The sequence below is a fragment of the Mycobacterium talmoniae genome (assembly GCF_001854525.1).
Taxonomy (GTDB): domain Bacteria; phylum Actinomycetota; class Actinomycetes; order Mycobacteriales; family Mycobacteriaceae; genus Mycobacterium; species Mycobacterium talmoniae.
In genome coordinates, this window is sequence record NZ_MLQM01000015.1 from 1 (window position 1) to 15,689 (window position 15,689).

Here is a 15,689-nt window from a genome sequence, read left to right on the forward strand (position 1 = left end):
ACGTCATCGGGCACCGGCAGCTCTACACGGTGATCAGCCCCGTCCTGCACGCCGGCGCCGAATCCGAACCCACCACCGGCACGTTGGCGCCGCGCGCTGCGGTCCCGCCCGGAGCGGTCGTGGTCGCGTTCTCGACGCTGCTGGACACCGAGTTCGCGTTGGCGCTGATCGACTTGCGCAAACGCGGCCACGTGGTGGTCGCCGTCGACGTGCTGCACGGCGCGCCGTTCGAGCGGCAGCAGGAGCCGCTGATCGACCGGATGTGGGCGTTGCAGCGCTCGGCGATGTATCGCGACATGGCCACCGTCGGCGTCGACGTGCTGCGCTGGCCGACCGACAGCACCCTGGACCAGTCGATGCGGCTGCTCAGCGAGCGTCGTCGCCGCGGGTGGCGCTGACATGAGGGCGGTGCCGCAGGCGCTGTCCGCCGGGTGCGGGCTGCTGATGGCGGCCGCAGCCGCGGCGGGGGTGGACGGCTGGGCGCTGGCCGCCACCGTCGCCGCGGCCGCCCTGGTGTTGGCCGGGGTGACCTATCGCCCCGCCGCCACGGTTGCCGTGTTGCTCACCGTGGTGGCGATCACGCTCGGGGACCCGGCGCCGCCGCTGGCCGCGCTGGCGGGGCTGGGCGGCACCGGCTACCTGGTGTTGCGGCACACCGGAGCCGTGACGGTGCCGACCCTGACCGCGGCCGCGGGTTTCACCTTCGCGGGGCTGGTCGGGACCGCGTTTCCGCTGTCGCTGCCGTGGCTGCCGCTGCTGGCGCCGCTGGCGGTGTTCGGGATCTACGCGTTAGCGCTGCACCCGTTCCTGGGCGCGCCGCTGCGGGTCAGACGGACGCAGCGTCGTTGAGGGCGTCCAGCGTGCTGGTCGCCTCCAGGTACTCCTGCACCCAGCGCTCGATGACCGACGCGGTCTTCTCCACCTTGGTGAACTGCCCCACGACCTGGCCGACCGGGTTGAACGCGACGTCGACGGTCTCGTTCGGGTACTTGTGCGTGGCCTTCACCGCCATCCCGGACACCATGTACTGCAACGGCATCCCGAGCGGCTCCGGGTTGCCCGGGGTCTGCCAGGCCTCGGTCCAGTCGTTGCGCAGCATCCGGCACGGCTTGCCGGTGAACGACCGGCTGCGGACGGTGTCGCGGCTGCTGGCCTTGACGTAGGCCGCCTGCTGCACCGGGGTGTTCTCGGCCTCCTCGACCATCAGCCACTGCGAACCGGTCCAGGCGCCCTGGGTGCCCAGCGCCAGGGCGGCGGCGATCTGCTGGCCGCTGCCGATGCCGCCGGCGGCCAGCACCGGGCGCGGCGCGACCTCCTTGACGACCTGCGGCCACAACACGATCGAGCCGACCTCACCGCAGTGTCCGCCGCCCTCACCGCCCTGGGCGATGATGATGTCGACGTCGGCGTCGGCGTGCTTGCGGGCCTGCGACGGCGACCCGCACAGCGCGGCCACCTTGCGGCCGGAGTCGTGGATGTGCTTGATCATGTCCGCCGGCGGGGTGCCCAGCGCGTTGGCGATCAGCTTGACCTTCGGGTGCCGCAGCGCCACCTCGACCTGCGGGGTGGCGGTCGCCTCGGTCCAGCCCAGCAGCTGCAACGCGTTGTCGGCGCTGTCCTCGACCGGGACGCCGTGGTCGGCCAGGATCTTGCGGCCGAACTCCAGGTGCTCCTTGGGCACCATCGCCTGCAACGTCTTGGTCAGCTCCTCGGCGGACAGGTTGGAGTCCATGCCCTCGTATTTGTTGGGGATGACGATGTCGACGCCGTACGGGTGATCGCCGATGTTCTCGTCGATCCAGTTAAGTTCGATCTCCAGCTGCTCGGGCGTGAAGCCGACCGCCCCGAGCACCCCGAAGCCACCGGCCTTGCTGACCGCGACGACCACGTCGCGACAGTGGGTGAACGCGAAGATCGGAAATTCGATGCCGAGGTCATCGCAGATCGGGGTATGCATGCCTGCTCCTAAGCGGGACGAAAGGCGAATTGAAACGTGTTCTAGTTTAGTACCAGATTCCCGCCGTGGTGGCCAGCGGACACCACCAATCGCACGTTTTTGCGTCGTCCCGAACCGCCGCGTGTCCCCGCCCGGCGCGCGGGCGGCTCAGACCGTGACGATGGTCGCCGAGGCGGTGCCCGGCGCGCCGTAGACCTGCGCGAATCCCACCCGCGGCGTGCCCGGAACCTGGCGCTCGCCGGCTTCGCCGCGCAGCTGGCGCACCAGCTCGTGGACCTGGCGCAGCCCCGAGGCGCCGATCGGCTCGCCGTTGGCGATCAGCCCGCCGTCGGTGTTGACCGGCAGTGAGCCGCCGATCTCGGTGGCGCCGTCGGCGACTAGCTTCTCTTGTTCGCCGTCGGCGCAGAACCCGGCCTCGGCCATGTGGATCACCTCGGCGCCGGCGTCGGTGTCCTGCAGCTGGATGACGTCGACGTCCTCGGGGCCCAGCCCGGCCGCCTCGAACGCGGCGCGCGAGGCGTACACGGTGGGGGAGACGTCCTCGTCGAGCGGCGCCGAGGTGGCGTGCACCTCGTAGGCGCCGAACCGGCGGGTGCGAATCTCGGCCGCCCGCAGGTACACCGGTTGGGAGCTGAACCGGTGGGCGATGTCGGCGCGGCACATGATGACCGCCGCGGCGCCCTCGTCGGGGGCGCAGAACATGTACTGGGTCAGCGGGTAGTTCAGCACCGGCGCGTTGAGGATGTCTTCTTCGGGGATGGGCTTGCGCCGAAACGCGTTGGGGTTCAAGGCGCCGTTGCGGAAGTTCTTGGCGGCCACCTTGGCCAGCGTCTCCTGCGACACGCCGTGGTCGTGCAGGTAGCGGTTGGCCTTCATCCCGAAGAACTTGGTGGTGACGAACTGCCCGTTCTCGGCGTACCAGGCCGGCAGCGCCAGCTTGGCCGGGTCGTCGGTGAAGGCGCCGCGCGGATGCTTGTCCAACCCGACGGCGATCCCGACGTCGTATTTGCCCAGCTTGATGGTGTCCGCGCACAGCTGGATGGCGCTGGCCGCGGTGGCGCAGGCGTTGAACACGTTGGTGAACGGAATGCCGGTCAATCCCACCAGCCGGGTCACCGCGTCCGGGTTGGACACCTCATAGCTGCCGCCGACCCCGAACTGGATGTCCTTCCAGCTGGCGCCGGCGTCGGTGAGCGCGGCCTGGATCGCCTCGGCGCCCATCTCCATCGCGGGTTTGCCGTCGAACCGGCCGAACGGGTGCAGGCCCACGCCGACAATCGCAACGTCATTCATTCTTGGCTCCTTGGCTTTTGGCGCTTGGCTCTTGGCTCTTGGCTCAGACCGGCTGGAATGCCCAGGTCACGATTTCGGTTCCGTCGCCGTCGACGTAAAACGGGACGAAGACCAGCTCGACGTCCATACCGAACCGCAGCTTGGCCGGGTCGTGCTCGGTCAGCCGCGCCTCCACCCGGACCACGTCGCCGAGCTGGACCAGGCCGACACCGAACGGCGTGAAGCTCTCGGCGGTCTCGCCGCCGGCGTACGGCAGCTTCGGCACGAACCCCTGCGTCGTCCAGGCCACCAGGGTGCCGCGGCGGGGGAGCCGCAGCTCGGACATTCCGGGTTCACTGCACCGCGGGCAGCGGGATTGTTTGGGCCACGTGGTCGCACCGCACGCGTCGCAGTGACTGCCGACCAGCTGCGGATTCTCCTCCGGCCAGGTCGAGACCTCGGGCGCGAGCACCTTCTGTGTTTGCACGGCGTTCACGATAATCGGAAATGCAATTCTCGTCTAGAGCGAACGGGCGTGTTGGGAGGGTGTTTCGGGTGGCGGGGGCCGTCGAGTCTGCGGTGGCGGCAGCGAGTCTGCGGTGAGGGCAGCGAGCCTGAATCCTTGGCGTCGAGACTGCGGTGAGGCCCAGTTGCCGCCAGGAATCCCGGCCTGAGCGCAGGCTCGGCGCCGTGAGCGCAGTCTCGATGCCCTGAGCGCAGTCTCGAGACCCTCACCGCAGACTCGATGCCCTGAGCGCAGTCTCGATGCCCTCAGCGCAGGCTGGCCGCCGTGAGTCCAGTCTCGAGGCCCTCAGCGCAGGCTGGAAGGCCGTGAACTCAGTCTCGGCGCAATACCCGCGCCCTGAGGCGTCCTGGACGCGGCGCCTCAACCAACCCCGCGCAATCACCCGGCGGAATACAGCCCCTTTCCGGTGACCAGCGGGAGGTCCAGCGTGGTCCGAATGCCCGGCGGGGCCGCCACCACCGCGGGGATGGCGTTCACGATCCGCCCGGCCGCGGCGACGATGGCGGCGTGGTTGTGGTCGCCCTTGCGGCTGGAGGGGCAGATGTCGACGGCATAGGAGGGCTCGCCGACGATTTCGACGCGGTAGGATCCGCCCGGCTGCGCGGGTTGCCGCCAGTCCGGCCGCAGGTCTTCACGCAGCCGGGTGACGTGTTCGATGACGATGGCCGGGTGGCCGCCCACCATGCCGCGGATCTCGAACCGCAGCGCGGCCACGCTGCCCTTGGCGACGTGGCCGGCCGCGATGTCGAACGCCTCGGGCGCCGGCTCCTGCTCGTAGCGTTCGGTGATGTCGTCGACCTCGATGCCCAGCCCGGCCGCCAGCTGGCGGATCGTGGTGCCCCAGGCGATGCTCAACACCCCCGGTTGCAGCAGGATCGGCAGCTCGCCCAGCGGTTTGCCGAACCCCATCACGTCGAACATCACCACCGCGCCGTCATAGGTGGCGTAGTCGGCGATCTCCAGGCAGCGCACCTGCTCGATGCGCTGGCAGGTGCCGGCCAGCGCGAACGGGATCAGGTCGTTGGCGAATCCGGGGTCCACGCCGGTGATGAACAGGCTCGACCCGCCTTGCCGTGCAGTGTCTTCCAACCCGGCGATGTACTTCTCGGGCATCACCTGCCACGGGTACTGCAGGATCACCGGCGCGGACCCGACGACGTTGATCCCGGCGGCCAGGAAGCGTGCGCAATCCGCGATCGCCTCCGGCGTGCGGGTGTCGCCCATCGCGCAGTAGACGACGCACTCGGGCCGGGCGGCCAGCACCGCGTCCAGATCATCGGTCGCGGTGACCCCGGTGGCGACCTCCAGGCCGGCGAGCTCGCCGGCGTCCTTGCCCACCTTGGCCTCCGACGACACGCACACCGCGACCAGCTCGTACTGCGGATCGGTGATCAGCTGGGTCAGCGCCAGCCGACCCACGTTGCCGGTGCCGACGTGCGCCACCCGGATCGCCATGATGTCTCCTTACCGGACCCTCGTTGTCCTATCGCGCGACACCGTAACAAGTTGAAGCACCACCAGTCTGCGCATCCGAGGGCCAGAATGGAACAGGTTCTAGTTCTGCCGGTTCTGGGGTAGCCTGACCCGTCATGGGACGCGTGGACGACAAAGTTGCATTGATCAGCGGTGGCGCGCGGGGCATGGGCGCCGCGCACGCCCGCCTCCTGGTGGCCGAGGGCGCCAAGGTGGTGATCGGCGACATCCTCGACGAGGACGGCAAGGCGCTCGCCGACGAGCTGGGGGCCGCGGCCCGCTACGTCCACCTCGACGTCACCGACGCCGACCAGTGGAAGGCCGCGGTCGCCACCGCCGTCGACGAATTCGGCACGCTCAACGTGTTGGTCAACAACGCCGGCATCGTCAACGGCGCCCTGCTGCAGCAGTTCGACCTGGCGCAATGGCAGCGGATCCTCGACGTCAACCTGACCGGCACCTTCTTGGGCATGCAGGTCGCCGCCGACCCGATGATCGCCGCCGGCGGCGGTTCGATCATCAACGTCTCGTCCATCGAAGGGCTGCGCGGCACCCCGTGGGCGCACGGCTACGTGGCGTCGAAGTGGGCGGTGCGCGGGCTGACCAAGTCGGTCGCCATGGAGTTGGCGCCGCACAACATCCGGGTCAACTCGATTCACCCCGGCCTGATCCGCACCCCGATGACCGAGAGTGTCCCCGAGGACATGATCGCCATCCCGCTGCGCCGGGCCGCCGACCCGGTCGAGGTGTCCACCTTCGTGTTGTTCTTGGCCAGCGACGAGTCGTCCTACGCCACCGGCACCGAGTTCGTGATGGACGGCGGCACGGTGGCCGGCATCCCGCACAAGGGCTAACCGCGCCGCACGGCGGTGATGTACTCCGAGTGCAGCACCCGATCGACCTGCACGTCGACGTCGAGCGGGGTCCGGCCGTAGCGGGTCTGCAGCTGCGGGGAGGTGGTGACCTGCTCGACGGTCCACCCGTGCTCGGCAAGCCAGGCGGCGGGTTCGGCTCGGGCATCGCGGGGGTAGGTCAGCGCGGAGAAATCCACCTCGCTCGCGGACGTCAAGCCCGGGTAGCGCTCGTTGAGCGCGGCCAGGCGGCCCCAATCCGACCCCGACCCCAGCGCGCCGACGGCCAGCCGGCTGCCGGGCGCGGACAGCTCACCGATGCGGCCGAACAGCGCGTCCTGCGCCGGGCCGGTCAGATACGGCAGCAGACCCTCCACCGACCACGCGGCGGGCTGGCGCGGATCGAATCCGGCGGCGGTCAACGGCGCGGACCAGTCGTCGCGCAGATCCGCGGCGACCGCGCGTCGTTGGCAGCGGGGCGCGGCGCCGTGCTGCGCGAGGACACCGGCCTTGAACTCGAGGACCTTGGGCTGGTCGACCTCGAACACCGTGGTGTGCGCGGGCCAGTCCAGCCGATAGGCGCGCGAGTCCAACCCGGCCGCGACGATGACGGCCTGCCGGACGCCGGCCGCCGAGCCGAAGAAGTCATCGAAGAACCGGGTCTGCACCCCGTAGAGGCGCGGGAAGACGGTGGCGTTGTCGGAGCTGGCGGGGTTCGCCAACAGGCCGGTCAAATACCGGTCCGCGGCGGCCGCGATGAACAGCCGGGCGTAGTCGTCGGTCACCAACGGTTCCGGGCTGGCCGCATGCAGCGCGCGCCAGCCGGCCACCACCAGCGCCGTGTAGCCCACGCTGCTCACGATGTCCCAGTCGTCGTGCTCCGAACGCGCCCACGATGCGGCCATCCGCCCAGTTTCCCACGCTTGCGGTCGACGGCCGTGCGGCGACAACTGCTAGCGTGGGCGCCGGCTTGCCGTACAGGAGGAACCGCAATGATGACCGCAATCGACCGGCGGCAGGAGCTGCACCAGCTCGCCGAGGAACACGGGTGGCAGTGCAACGAACGCGAACGCGTCGACATCTACATCCGCGGCGCCGAGCAGGTGCACGTGGTGTGGCGGGGCACCGAGGCGATCAGTGGGGGATCGCGGTACGACGACTACATTCTGGGCACGTACTCAAGGGATTTGGCGACGATCCAGGGCTGGCTGAAGCGTTAGTCAGCGGGTGGTGACGGCCCGCAGCAACCCCACCCCGAAACCCGCGACGTGGCGCAGGGATCGGCCGCCGGCGCGGGTCGGGCGGGGCAGCTGCAGCACCGGCCAGCCGTGCTCGGCCGCCGCGGCGGCCAGGCCGGGGCGCGGATTCACCGGCCGCGGTTGGCCGACCATCGACATCAACGGCACATCTTCGTCGCCGTCGGCGTAAAAGTAGCTGTCGTGCAGGTCAATCCCGTGGTCGGCGCTGAATTTCTGGACTAGCACGGCTTTTTGCGGGCCCCAGACCACCGGCGTGACGATCCCGCCGGTCAGTCGGCCGGCGTCGTCGAGTTCGAAGTGGTTGCACAACACCCGGGTGATGCCCAGGTAGCGGGCCACCGGTTCGGCGTGGATGGTCAGCGCCGAGGAACTGAGCACGACGGTGTGGCCGCGCTGCTGATGCGCCCGCACGATCTCCTGCATGCGCGGGTAGACGCGGGTGGCGATGCGCTCGACGAACAGCCGCTCACCGAGTTCGTCGAGGTCGGTGATGGATTCGCCGCGCAGATATCCCGCGGCCCGCACCAGCAGTCGGGCAAACTGCATGCGCCCGAATCGATACCGCAACGCGGCTTCGACCACGCCCAGCACCTCGCCGATCCGGGCCTGCCGCCGACGGATCCGGTCCCCGGCGTGCGCGGTCGCGGTGAAGCCGTCGACCAACGTCCCGTCCAGGTCGAAGAACGCGCCGATGCGGGGTCCGGGCGGGCTCGCGGCGATCTCCGGGAGCGGATCGAAGGTCGCCGGCGGCTGCATCTAGTCGATGTTACGGTTCGCGCGGTGCGGCCGCCCGTCATGCCCGGTCCCGCCGCGACCGCGCCCAGTCACCGCCGTGGCACTCCTTCGCAACGGTTCCATAAACCGCCACTCGCGTCGCTTGAGTAACTTGCGTAACTGGCTAGCTTCGGTTTCGCACGTTCAGTCGAACTGATTTAGGAGCACCATGTCACGTACCCGCAACTGGTTGGTCTTGGCCGCGGGCGCTGCCGCGGGCCTGTTCATGACCGCCCTGGCGACCAGCGCCAGCGCGGCGGCCGACACCGCCGCACCGAGTAACCCGGCCCCCGGGCTGCCCGGCCTGGTGTCGCAGGTGGTCACCTCGCCGGCCAGCATTCCGCAGCAGATCCTGCAGACCACCACCTCGGCGCTCACCGGCGCGCCGGCGACCCCGGCGACGCCGCCGCCGCTCGCCAGCGCCTCGGTCAACCTGCCCAACCCGGCGTCCGCGACCGGCAGCGCGCCGGTGGGGCAGAGCAATCTGCCCGGCGTGTCCGGTGTGCCCGGGATTCCCGGGACCGGCGACCTGAGCCGGATGCTGCCGGTGCCGATGCCGAACTTCGGGACCGCCCCGGCGGCGCCGGTCCGGGCCCCGGGGGCGACGATCCCCGGGTTGGCCGCTCCGCAGGCGCCGGCCATCAGCCCGTTCCCGGTGTCCGGTCTGCCCTGATCCGGTAACCCCGGCGGCACAGCGAAATATGCTGTCCGCCAACCAAAGCGACGGGTAGGCGGGCGATACGCGACGCCTGATGCGTAGTCTCATTGCGGTGAGTGCACGTGCAGGCATTGTGGTCACCGGGACCGAGGTCCTGACCGGACGAGTGCAGGACCGCAACGGCCCCTGGCTCGCCGACCGGTTGCTCGAGCTGGGCGTGGAGTTGGCGCACATCACGATCTGCGGTGACCGTCCCGGCGACATCGCGGCTCAACTGCGGTTTCTGGCCGATGAGGGGATGGACCTGATCGTCACCAGCGGCGGCTTGGGCCCGACGGCCGACGACGTCACCGTGGCGACCGTGGCCCGGTTCTGCGGCCGCGAGCTGGTGTTGGACGCCGCGCTGGAGGCCAAGATCGCCGCGATCCTGCGCTCCCTGACCGCGCGGGTCGGGCCGGTGGATTTCGACGCGCTGCTGGCCGCCAACCGCAAACAGGCGCTGATTCCGGCCGGGTCGGAGGTGATCGACCCGGTCGGAACGGCACCGGGTGTGGTCGTGCCCGGGCGCCCGACGGTGGTGGTGTTGCCGGGGCCGCCGCGGGAACTGCAGCCGATGTGGGCCACCGCGGTCCAGACGGCCGCGGTACAGCAGGCGATCGCCGGACGCACCGTCTACCGCCAGGACACCGTGCGGATGTTCGGGCTGCCCGAATCCGGGCTGGCCGACACGCTGCGCGATGCGGCCCAGCACATCTCCGATTTCGAGCGGCTGGAGATCACCACCTGTCTGCGTCGCGGCGAGGTCGAGATGGTCACCCGGTATGAGCCGGGGGCCGCCGCGTCGTATGCGCAGCTGGTGCAGTTGCTGCGGGACCGCCATCCCCGCGAGGTGTTCGCCGTCGACGGCGCCCGGGTCGACGATCAGGTCGCGAAGTTGTTGACCGGACGCCGGATAGCCACCGCGGAGTCCTGCACCGCCGGGCTGCTGGCCGCCCGGCTGACCGAGCTGGCCGGCGCGTCGGCGTATGTCGCGGGCGGGGTGGTGGCCTACGCGAACGACGCGAAAACCGAGCTCCTCGACGTCGATCCGGCGGTGATCGCCACCCACGGCGCGGTGTCCGAGCCGGTCGCTACCGCGATGGCGGCCGGTGCGCTGCGCCGATTCGGCGCCGACACCGCGGTCGGGATCACCGGCGTCGCCGGCCCCGGCGGCGGCACCCAGGAAAAGCCGGTCGGCACAGTCTGTTTCGCTGTGGTGCTCGGCGACGGCGCCGCGCTGAGCCGCACCGTCCGGCTGCCCGGCAACCGCGCCGATATCCGGGAGCGGTCGACCACGGTGGCGCTGCACCTGTTGCGGCGCGCGTTGAGCGACCCGGCCGCGGCCGTCGCGGAGGGCTCCTCCACCGCGTCGTGACCCGAGCACGATTCCCAACCCGCTGAGCCGGGTAGCCGATCGGTGGTATGAACGTCCGTAGTCCAAGGAGTTGCGGACATGGGTTGGTTCACGGCATCCGACTATTGGCTGGCCCGGCTGCTGGTGGAGCGCGGCATCGCGGCCGTCTATGCGCTTGCGTTCGTGGCGGCCGCGCTACAGTTCCGGGCGCTGATCGGCGAACACGGCATGCTGCCGGTGCCGCAGTTCCTGGACCGGGCATCGTTCCGACGCGCGCCCAGCATCTTTCACCTGCACTATTCGGACCGGTTCTTCGCCGCGGTCGCCTGGTTGGGCGCGACGCTGTCGGCGGCCATCGTGGCCGGGGCGGCCAACCTGGTGCCGTTGTGGGCGGCGATGCTGGCCTGGCTGGCGATCTGGGTGCTGTACCTGTCGATCGTCAGCGTCGGGCAGACGTGGTATTCGTTCGGCTGGGAGTCCATCTTGTTGGAGAGCGGATTCCTGGCGATCTTCCTGGGCAATGACCGCGTCGCGCCCCCGGTGCTGACGATCTGGCTGGCCCGCTGGCTGGTCTTCCGGATCGAGTTCGGGGCCGGGTTGATCAAGCTGCGCGGCGACTCGTGCTGGCGGAATCTGACCTGCCTGTACTACCACCACGAGACCCAACCGATGCCCGGGCCGCTGAGCTGGTTCTTCCATCACCTGCCCAAGCCGCTGCACCGGGTTGAGGTGGCGGGCAACCACGTCGCCCAGCTCGTCGTGCCGTTCGGGTTGTTTGCGCCGCAGCCGGTGGCCAGCGTGGCGGCGGGAATCATCATCGTCACCCAACTGTGGCTGGTGGCCTCGGGGAACTTCGCCTGGCTGAACTGGGTGACCATCATCTTGGCGTGCAGCGCCATCGACGCGTCGTCGGCGGCGGCGGTGCTGCCGCTGCCGGCCCCGCCGGCCCTGCCCGCGGCGCCGCCCTGGTTCGCCGCGTTGGTGATCGCGTTCACCGCGGCGGTGCTGGTGCTCAGCTACTGGCCGGTGCGCAACATGGCCTCGCACCATCAGCGAATGAATCTGTCCTTCAACCCGTACCACTTGGTCAACACCTACGGGGCGTTCGGCACGGTGGGCCGGGTCCGGCGCGAGGTGATCCTCGAGGGCACCGACGAGGCCGAGATCACCGACCAAACGGTTTGGCGGGAATACGAATTCAAAGGCAAGCCGGGTTCCGTGCACCGGCTGCCGCGGCAGTGGGCGCCCTACCATCTGCGGCTGGACTGGCTGATGTGGTTCGCCGCCATCTCCCCGCTGTACGCGCAGGGGTGGCGGGCCGCGTTTTTGGCGCGGCTGCTGAAAAACGACCGCGCGACGCTGCGACTGCTGCGGCACAACCCGTTCCCGAACGCCCCGCCCCGCTACGTGCGCGCGCTGCTGTACACCTATCGCTTCACCACCTGGCGGGAGCTGCGCCGCGACCGGGCCTGGTGGCATCGCACCCTGATCGGGGAGTACCTGCCGCCGGTCGCCCTGCGGACCGCGGGTGCGGCGTCCGAGCCCCGCGACTGACCGGGGGCCTCAGGCGTGGTGGCTGGTCACGCCGCCGTCGACGACCTGGCCGGCGCCGGTGATGAACGACGCCCGCGGCGACATCAAAAACGCCACCGCGTGGGCGACCTCGGTGGGATCACCGATGCGGCCCAGCGGGGTGGCCTGCTCGAAACCGGCCCGGACCTCGTCGATGTCCAGCGCCAACTGCAGCATCGGGGTGCGGATGAAGCCCGGGCACACCGCGTTGACCCGGATCCCGGCCGGACCCAGTTGGGCGGCCATCGACTTGGTCAGCCCGAGCAGGCCGGCCTTGGAGGCGCAGTAGGCCGGGATGTGCGGGTTGGCGGCCAGCCCTTCGATGCTGGAGATCCCGACGACGGCGGGGGAGCCGCCCTCGCGCGCCGACCGTTGCAGCTGCGGCAGCAGCAGTTGGACCAGCATCGCCTGGGCGCGCAGGTTGACGTCGAGCACCGCATCCCAGGATTCGACGCTGTAGGCGCCGACCGGCTCGACCAGGACCCGCCCCGCGGCGTGCACCAAACCGTCGACCCCCTCGAGCGCGGCGTCGGCGGCGGCCACCGCGGTCGGCAGCGCGGCGTCGTCGCAGACGTCGACCACCGAACCCGGCATGCCCAGCTCGGCGGCCACCTGCTGCACCGCCGGCGCGATATCCCATAACGCGACCCGCCGGCCCTCGGCGACCAGCGCCTCGGCGCAGGCCCGACCGATCCCGGACGCCGATCCGGTCACGATTACTCCACTCACAGCGCCCCTTTCGGCCCTTGCCTCATTACGACACGAACGGTAGCGTAATCGCCATTACGAAACTAGAGGTAGCGTAATTCCGAAAGGATTGCCTGGATGCGCAGCCGCTACGCCGGTGCACCCTTCAGCACGTCCACACCGGCGATCGCCGCCGCGTTGGAGGACGTCAGCATCCCCACGCTGCTGCTATCCCTGGTGCACATCACCGGCGACCCCCGGTTCATCCGGGAGTTCAAACCCGCGGGCTTGTTCCTCAACGAGATCCAGGGGTTCATGTCCGAGCAGGACAAGGCCCGGGCCCGGGCGGCGGCGCTGCCGGTGCTCGCCGACTACCGCGACCGCGGCTGCCCGGAGCCCGCGCCGCTGAGCCGCGAACTCATCGCCGAGATGATGGACTGGGCGGCCTGCGAGCAGGTTCCGCCCGACTACTTCGCGCTGCTGTCCGAGGAGATGGACCTCGACGGGGTGGACCCGCGCCGGCCGGCCCCGCTGGACCCCGAGCGCGCCGCCGCGTTGCCGGTGGTGGTGATCGGGTGCGGCGAATCGGGGATCCTGGCCGGAATCCGGCTCAACCAAGCCAACATTCCGTTCACGATCGTGGAGAAGAACCCCGGGCCCGGCGGAACCTGGTGGGAGAACAGCTATCCGGGCGCACGGGTGGACGTGGCCAACCACTTCTACTGCTACAGCTTCGAACCCAACAACGACTGGTCGCACTACTTCGCCGAACAACACGAACTGCGGGACTACTTCACCGCGGTCATCGCCAAACACGGCATCGGTGACCGGGTGCGGTGGCAGACCGAAGCCGTTGGTGCGCACTGGGACGACGACGACGCGGTGTGGACGGTGTCGCTGCGCGGCCCGGACGGGACGCTGAGCACCCTGCGGGCGCGCGCCGTCATCACCGCGGTCGGCCAGCTCAACCGGCCGCACATTCCGGAGTTCGAGGGCGCCGACACCTTCGCCGGGCCGGCCTTTCACTCCGCGCGCTGGGACCACGGGGTGGACCTGTCCGGCAAGCGGGTGGCGCTGATCGGCGCGGGCGCCAGCGGTTTTCAGATCGCCCCCGCCATCGCCGCCGACGTGCAACGGCTCACCGTCTTTCAGCGCACCGCCCAGTGGATGTTCCCCAACCCGATGTATCACGACCGCGTCGGGGACGGGATGGCCTGGGCGATGAAGCACCTGCCGTTTTATGGACGCTGGTACCGGTTTTTGGTGCTGTGGCCCGGCGCGGACAAGGGGCTGGACGCGGCCCGGGTCGACCCGAGCTACCCCAACCAGGACTACGCGGTCAGCGACATCAACGCGGTGGCCCGGGTGATGTTCACCGACTGGATCACCAACCAGGTCGACGGCGACCACGAGCTGCTGGCCAAGGTGCTGCCCGACTACCCGGCGACCGGCAAGCGCACCCTGCAAGACAACGGCAGCTGGCTGGCCACCTTGCGGCGGGACAACGTCGAGCTGGTGCGCACCCCGATCCAGCGGATCACGCCGAGCGGGGTGGTCACCGCCGACGGGGTCGCCCACGACGTCGACGTCATCGTCTACGCCACCGGCTTCCGGCACACCGACGTGCTGTGGCCGCTGCAGATCACCGGCCGGGGCGGCGCGGACCTGCGCTCCCGCTGGGGTCAGCGGCCGTCGGCGTACCTGGGCATCACCGTGCCGGACTTCCCGAATCTGTTCCTGATCTACGGGCCCGGCACCCACCTCGCGCACGGCGGCAGCCTGATCTTTCACTCCGAGTTGCAGATGCGCTACATCAACCACTGCCTGCACCGGCTGGCCCAGCCCAAGGTCCGCGCGCTGGAGCCGACCGCCGCGGCCACCGCGGCCTGGCATGCGCGCACCCAACAGGAGATCAAGAAGATGGTGTGGTCGCAGCCGTCGGTCAAACACTCCTACTTCAAAAACAGCGACGGGGAGATCCACACCGTGAGCCCGTGGCGGCTGCCCGAGTACTGGTCGGCGGTGCGGGAACCGGACTGGTCGCACTTCGTGGTGCGGGAGGAACACTGAGATGCGTGCGGTAGTCATCGACGGTCCCGGCAGCATCCGGGTCGACAGCCGGCCGGATCCGGTGTTGCCCGGTCCCGACGCCGCGATTGTCGCGGTGACCGCGGCCGCCATCTGCGGCTCCGATCTGCATTTCTACGACGGTGAGTACCCGCTGGCCGAGCCGGTGGCCCTCGGACATGAAGCCGTCGGCACCGTGGTCGAGGTCGGGGCGGCGGTGCGCACCGTCGCGGCCGGCGATGCGGTGCTGGTGTCGTCGGTGGCCGGATGCGGGGCCTGCCCGGGCTGCGCGACCCGGGACCCGGTGATGTGTTATTCCGGTCCGCAGATCTTCGGGTCCGGGGCGCTCGGCGGCGCCCAGGCCGAGCTGCTGGCGGTGCCCGCGGCCGACTTTCAACTGCTGGCCATCCCCGAGGGGATCAGCACCGAACAGGCGCTGTTGCTGACCGACAACCTGGCCACCGGGTGGGCCGCCGCGCAACGCGCCGATATCCCGGTCGGCGGCACGGTGGCGGTGCTCGGGCTGGGCGCGGTGGGGCAGTGCGCGCTGCGCAGCGCGTTCGCCCACGGCGCGGCCACGGTGTTCGGCGTCGACGGGGTCGCCGGTCGGCGTGATCGGGCCGCGGCCGCGGGCGCCACCCCGGTGGAGGTGCCGGGCACCGAGGCCCTGTTGGCCGCCACCGGCGGCCGGGGCGTCGACGCGGTGATCGACGCCGTCGGCAGCGACGCATCGATGACCGCCGCGTTGAGCGCGGTGCGGCCCGGCGGCACGGTGTCGGTGGTCGGGGTGCATGATCTGGCGCCATTTCCGTTCCCGGCGCTGGCGGGGTTGCTGCGCAGCGTCACGCTGCGGCTCACCACCGCGCCGGTGCAACGCACCTGGCCGCAGCTGATTCCGTTGCTGGTCTCCGGCCGGCTGGATGTCGACGGTCTCTTCACCAACACCTTGCCGCTCTCCGAGGCTGCCGCTGGGTATGCGGCGGTGGCCGCGCGGTCCGGTGACGAGCTGAAGGTGATTTTGACGCCGTAAGCCGTTGCCGTCGGGCGGCTTACCAGGGTGATACCGGCGCACTGACTCTTTCGTACTGCGCCCGAAGGACATACGCGCCACACCGGCACCGGACGTCACTCCAGCGCCGGATTTGCGACCATGTGGTGTTGCGCGAAAGCGATTGCGCATCCGATAGCACCGCGGCGTGG

At 70.1% G+C, this 15,689-nt stretch carries 15 protein-coding genes and 1 pseudogene; 9 read left to right on the plus strand and 7 right to left on the minus strand.

The genetic code is table 11. The annotated features are described in order from the left end of the window. A pseudogene (locus BKN37_RS05080) lies at window positions 1–398 on the plus strand (DUF58 domain-containing protein); the annotation flags it as partial. A 1-nt stretch (window position 399) separates the two neighbouring features. Next, on the plus strand, window positions 400–849 hold the full coding sequence (locus tag BKN37_RS05085) for a hypothetical protein (protein WP_071022614.1): 450 nt from the start codon (window positions 400–402) through the stop codon (window positions 847–849). On the opposite strand, the gene BKN37_RS05090 is transcribed toward BKN37_RS05085, so the two are convergent. The 4 genes from BKN37_RS05090 to BKN37_RS05105 form a co-directional block, all read right to left on the minus strand. After that, window positions 827–1,957 carry a nitronate monooxygenase gene (locus BKN37_RS05090; protein ID WP_071022617.1) on the minus strand — a complete coding sequence of 377 codons (1,131 nt, stop codon included), beginning with the start codon at window positions 1,955–1,957 and terminating at the stop codon, window positions 827–829. The two genes, BKN37_RS05085 and BKN37_RS05090, sit on opposite strands and share 23 nt — an antisense overlap. A gap of 147 nt (window positions 1,958–2,104) precedes the next feature. Further along, complete coding sequence (locus tag BKN37_RS05095) at window positions 2,105–3,250, minus strand: thiolase family protein (RefSeq protein WP_071022620.1); 1,146 nt, start codon at window positions 3,248–3,250, stop codon at window positions 2,105–2,107. Between the two features lie 43 nt (window positions 3,251–3,293). Beyond that, window positions 3,294–3,716, minus strand: a complete 423-nt coding sequence (locus BKN37_RS05100) for a Zn-ribbon domain-containing OB-fold protein (RefSeq protein ID WP_242657083.1) — start codon at window positions 3,714–3,716, stop codon at window positions 3,294–3,296. 417 nt (window positions 3,717–4,133) lie between these two features. Further along, window positions 4,134–5,210 carry an NAD(P)H-dependent amine dehydrogenase family protein gene (locus BKN37_RS05105; protein WP_071022626.1) on the minus strand — a complete coding sequence of 359 codons (1,077 nt, stop codon included), beginning with the start codon at window positions 5,208–5,210 and terminating at the stop codon, window positions 4,134–4,136. 134 nt (window positions 5,211–5,344) lie between these two features. On the opposite strand from BKN37_RS05105, the gene BKN37_RS05110 reads away from it, so the two are divergent. Then, the gene (locus BKN37_RS05110; RefSeq protein ID WP_071022629.1) at window positions 5,345–6,082 is read left to right on the plus strand and encodes a glucose 1-dehydrogenase; all 738 of its coding nucleotides are present in this window, start codon (window positions 5,345–5,347) and stop codon (window positions 6,080–6,082) included. Here the strand turns inward: BKN37_RS05110 and BKN37_RS05115 are convergent. Further along, window positions 6,079–6,984: a class I SAM-dependent methyltransferase gene (locus BKN37_RS05115; RefSeq protein WP_071022633.1), complete on the minus strand. Its 906-nt coding sequence runs from the start codon at window positions 6,982–6,984 to the stop codon at window positions 6,079–6,081. The genes BKN37_RS05110 and BKN37_RS05115 overlap by 4 nt on opposite strands. Before the next feature lie 87 nt (window positions 6,985–7,071). Here BKN37_RS05115 and BKN37_RS05120 point away from each other — a divergent pair, with 87 nt between their 5' ends. Next, window positions 7,072–7,299: a hypothetical protein gene (locus BKN37_RS05120; RefSeq protein ID WP_242657084.1), complete on the plus strand. Its 228-nt coding sequence runs from the start codon at window positions 7,072–7,074 to the stop codon at window positions 7,297–7,299. On the opposite strand, the gene BKN37_RS05125 is transcribed toward BKN37_RS05120, so the two are convergent. Beyond that, window positions 7,300–8,094, minus strand: coding sequence for an HAD family hydrolase (locus BKN37_RS05125; protein WP_071022637.1), 795 nt, complete (start codon window positions 8,092–8,094; stop codon window positions 7,300–7,302). Between the two features lie 187 nt (window positions 8,095–8,281). Here BKN37_RS05125 and BKN37_RS05130 point away from each other — a divergent pair, with 187 nt between their 5' ends. The 3 genes from BKN37_RS05130 (at window position 8,282) to BKN37_RS05140 (ending at window position 11,717) form a co-directional block, all read left to right on the plus strand. Further along, window positions 8,282–8,785 carry a hypothetical protein gene (locus BKN37_RS05130; RefSeq protein ID WP_071022641.1) on the plus strand — a complete coding sequence of 168 codons (504 nt, stop codon included), beginning with the start codon at window positions 8,282–8,284 and terminating at the stop codon, window positions 8,783–8,785. Between the two features lie 97 nt (window positions 8,786–8,882). Further along, the gene (locus BKN37_RS05135; RefSeq protein WP_071022645.1) at window positions 8,883–10,184 is read left to right on the plus strand and encodes a competence/damage-inducible protein A; all 1,302 of its coding nucleotides are present in this window, start codon (window positions 8,883–8,885) and stop codon (window positions 10,182–10,184) included. A gap of 78 nt (window positions 10,185–10,262) precedes the next feature. Further along, a complete protein-coding gene (locus BKN37_RS05140; RefSeq protein ID WP_071022649.1) occupies window positions 10,263–11,717 on the plus strand; it encodes a lipase maturation factor family protein in 1,455 nt (484 codons plus the stop codon). 9 nt (window positions 11,718–11,726) lie between these two features. Here the strand turns inward: BKN37_RS05140 and BKN37_RS05145 are convergent, their stop codons facing one another. After that, a complete protein-coding gene (locus tag BKN37_RS05145) occupies window positions 11,727–12,449 on the minus strand; it encodes an SDR family NAD(P)-dependent oxidoreductase (protein ID WP_242657085.1) in 723 nt (240 codons plus the stop codon). Between the two features lie 111 nt (window positions 12,450–12,560). On the opposite strand from BKN37_RS05145, the gene BKN37_RS05150 reads away from it, so the two are divergent. Together BKN37_RS05150 and BKN37_RS05155 are read left to right on the plus strand one after the other, a co-directional pair. Then, window positions 12,561–14,492, plus strand: coding sequence for a flavin-containing monooxygenase (locus tag BKN37_RS05150; protein WP_071022656.1), 1,932 nt, complete (start codon window positions 12,561–12,563; stop codon window positions 14,490–14,492). 1 nt (window position 14,493) lies between these two features. Next, window positions 14,494–15,519, plus strand: coding sequence for an alcohol dehydrogenase catalytic domain-containing protein (locus tag BKN37_RS05155; protein ID WP_071022660.1), 1,026 nt, complete (start codon window positions 14,494–14,496; stop codon window positions 15,517–15,519). Window positions 15,520–15,689 lie beyond the last annotated feature (170 nt).

What these genes read in the sequence shown, in the direction of transcription:
- BKN37_RS05090 (WP_071022617.1), bottom strand. Translation starts at nt 1,957, where the DNA reads ATGCATACCCCGATCTGCGATGACCTCGGCATCGAATTTCCGATCTTC.
- BKN37_RS05125 (WP_071022637.1), bottom strand. Translation starts at nt 8,094, where the DNA reads ATGCAGCCGCCGGCGACCTTCGATCCGCTCCCGGAGATCGCCGCGAGC.
- BKN37_RS05095 (WP_071022620.1), bottom strand. Translation starts at nt 3,250, where the DNA reads ATGAATGACGTTGCGATTGTCGGCGTGGGCCTGCACCCGTTCGGCCGG.
- BKN37_RS05130 (WP_071022641.1), top strand. Translation starts at nt 8,282, where the DNA reads ATGTCACGTACCCGCAACTGGTTGGTCTTGGCCGCGGGCGCTGCCGCG.
- BKN37_RS05085 (WP_071022614.1), top strand. Translation starts at nt 400, where the DNA reads ATGAGGGCGGTGCCGCAGGCGCTGTCCGCCGGGTGCGGGCTGCTGATG.
- BKN37_RS05115 (WP_071022633.1), bottom strand. Translation starts at nt 6,984, where the DNA reads ATGGCCGCATCGTGGGCGCGTTCGGAGCACGACGACTGGGACATCGTG.
- BKN37_RS05110 (WP_071022629.1), top strand. Translation starts at nt 5,345, where the DNA reads ATGGGACGCGTGGACGACAAAGTTGCATTGATCAGCGGTGGCGCGCGG.
- BKN37_RS05150 (WP_071022656.1), top strand. Translation starts at nt 12,561, where the DNA reads ATGCGCAGCCGCTACGCCGGTGCACCCTTCAGCACGTCCACACCGGCG.
- BKN37_RS05120 (WP_242657084.1), top strand. Translation starts at nt 7,072, where the DNA reads ATGATGACCGCAATCGACCGGCGGCAGGAGCTGCACCAGCTCGCCGAG.
- BKN37_RS05155 (WP_071022660.1), top strand. Translation starts at nt 14,494, where the DNA reads ATGCGTGCGGTAGTCATCGACGGTCCCGGCAGCATCCGGGTCGACAGC.
- BKN37_RS05140 (WP_071022649.1), top strand. Translation starts at nt 10,263, where the DNA reads ATGGGTTGGTTCACGGCATCCGACTATTGGCTGGCCCGGCTGCTGGTG.
- BKN37_RS05105 (WP_071022626.1), bottom strand. Translation starts at nt 5,210, where the DNA reads ATGGCGATCCGGGTGGCGCACGTCGGCACCGGCAACGTGGGTCGGCTG.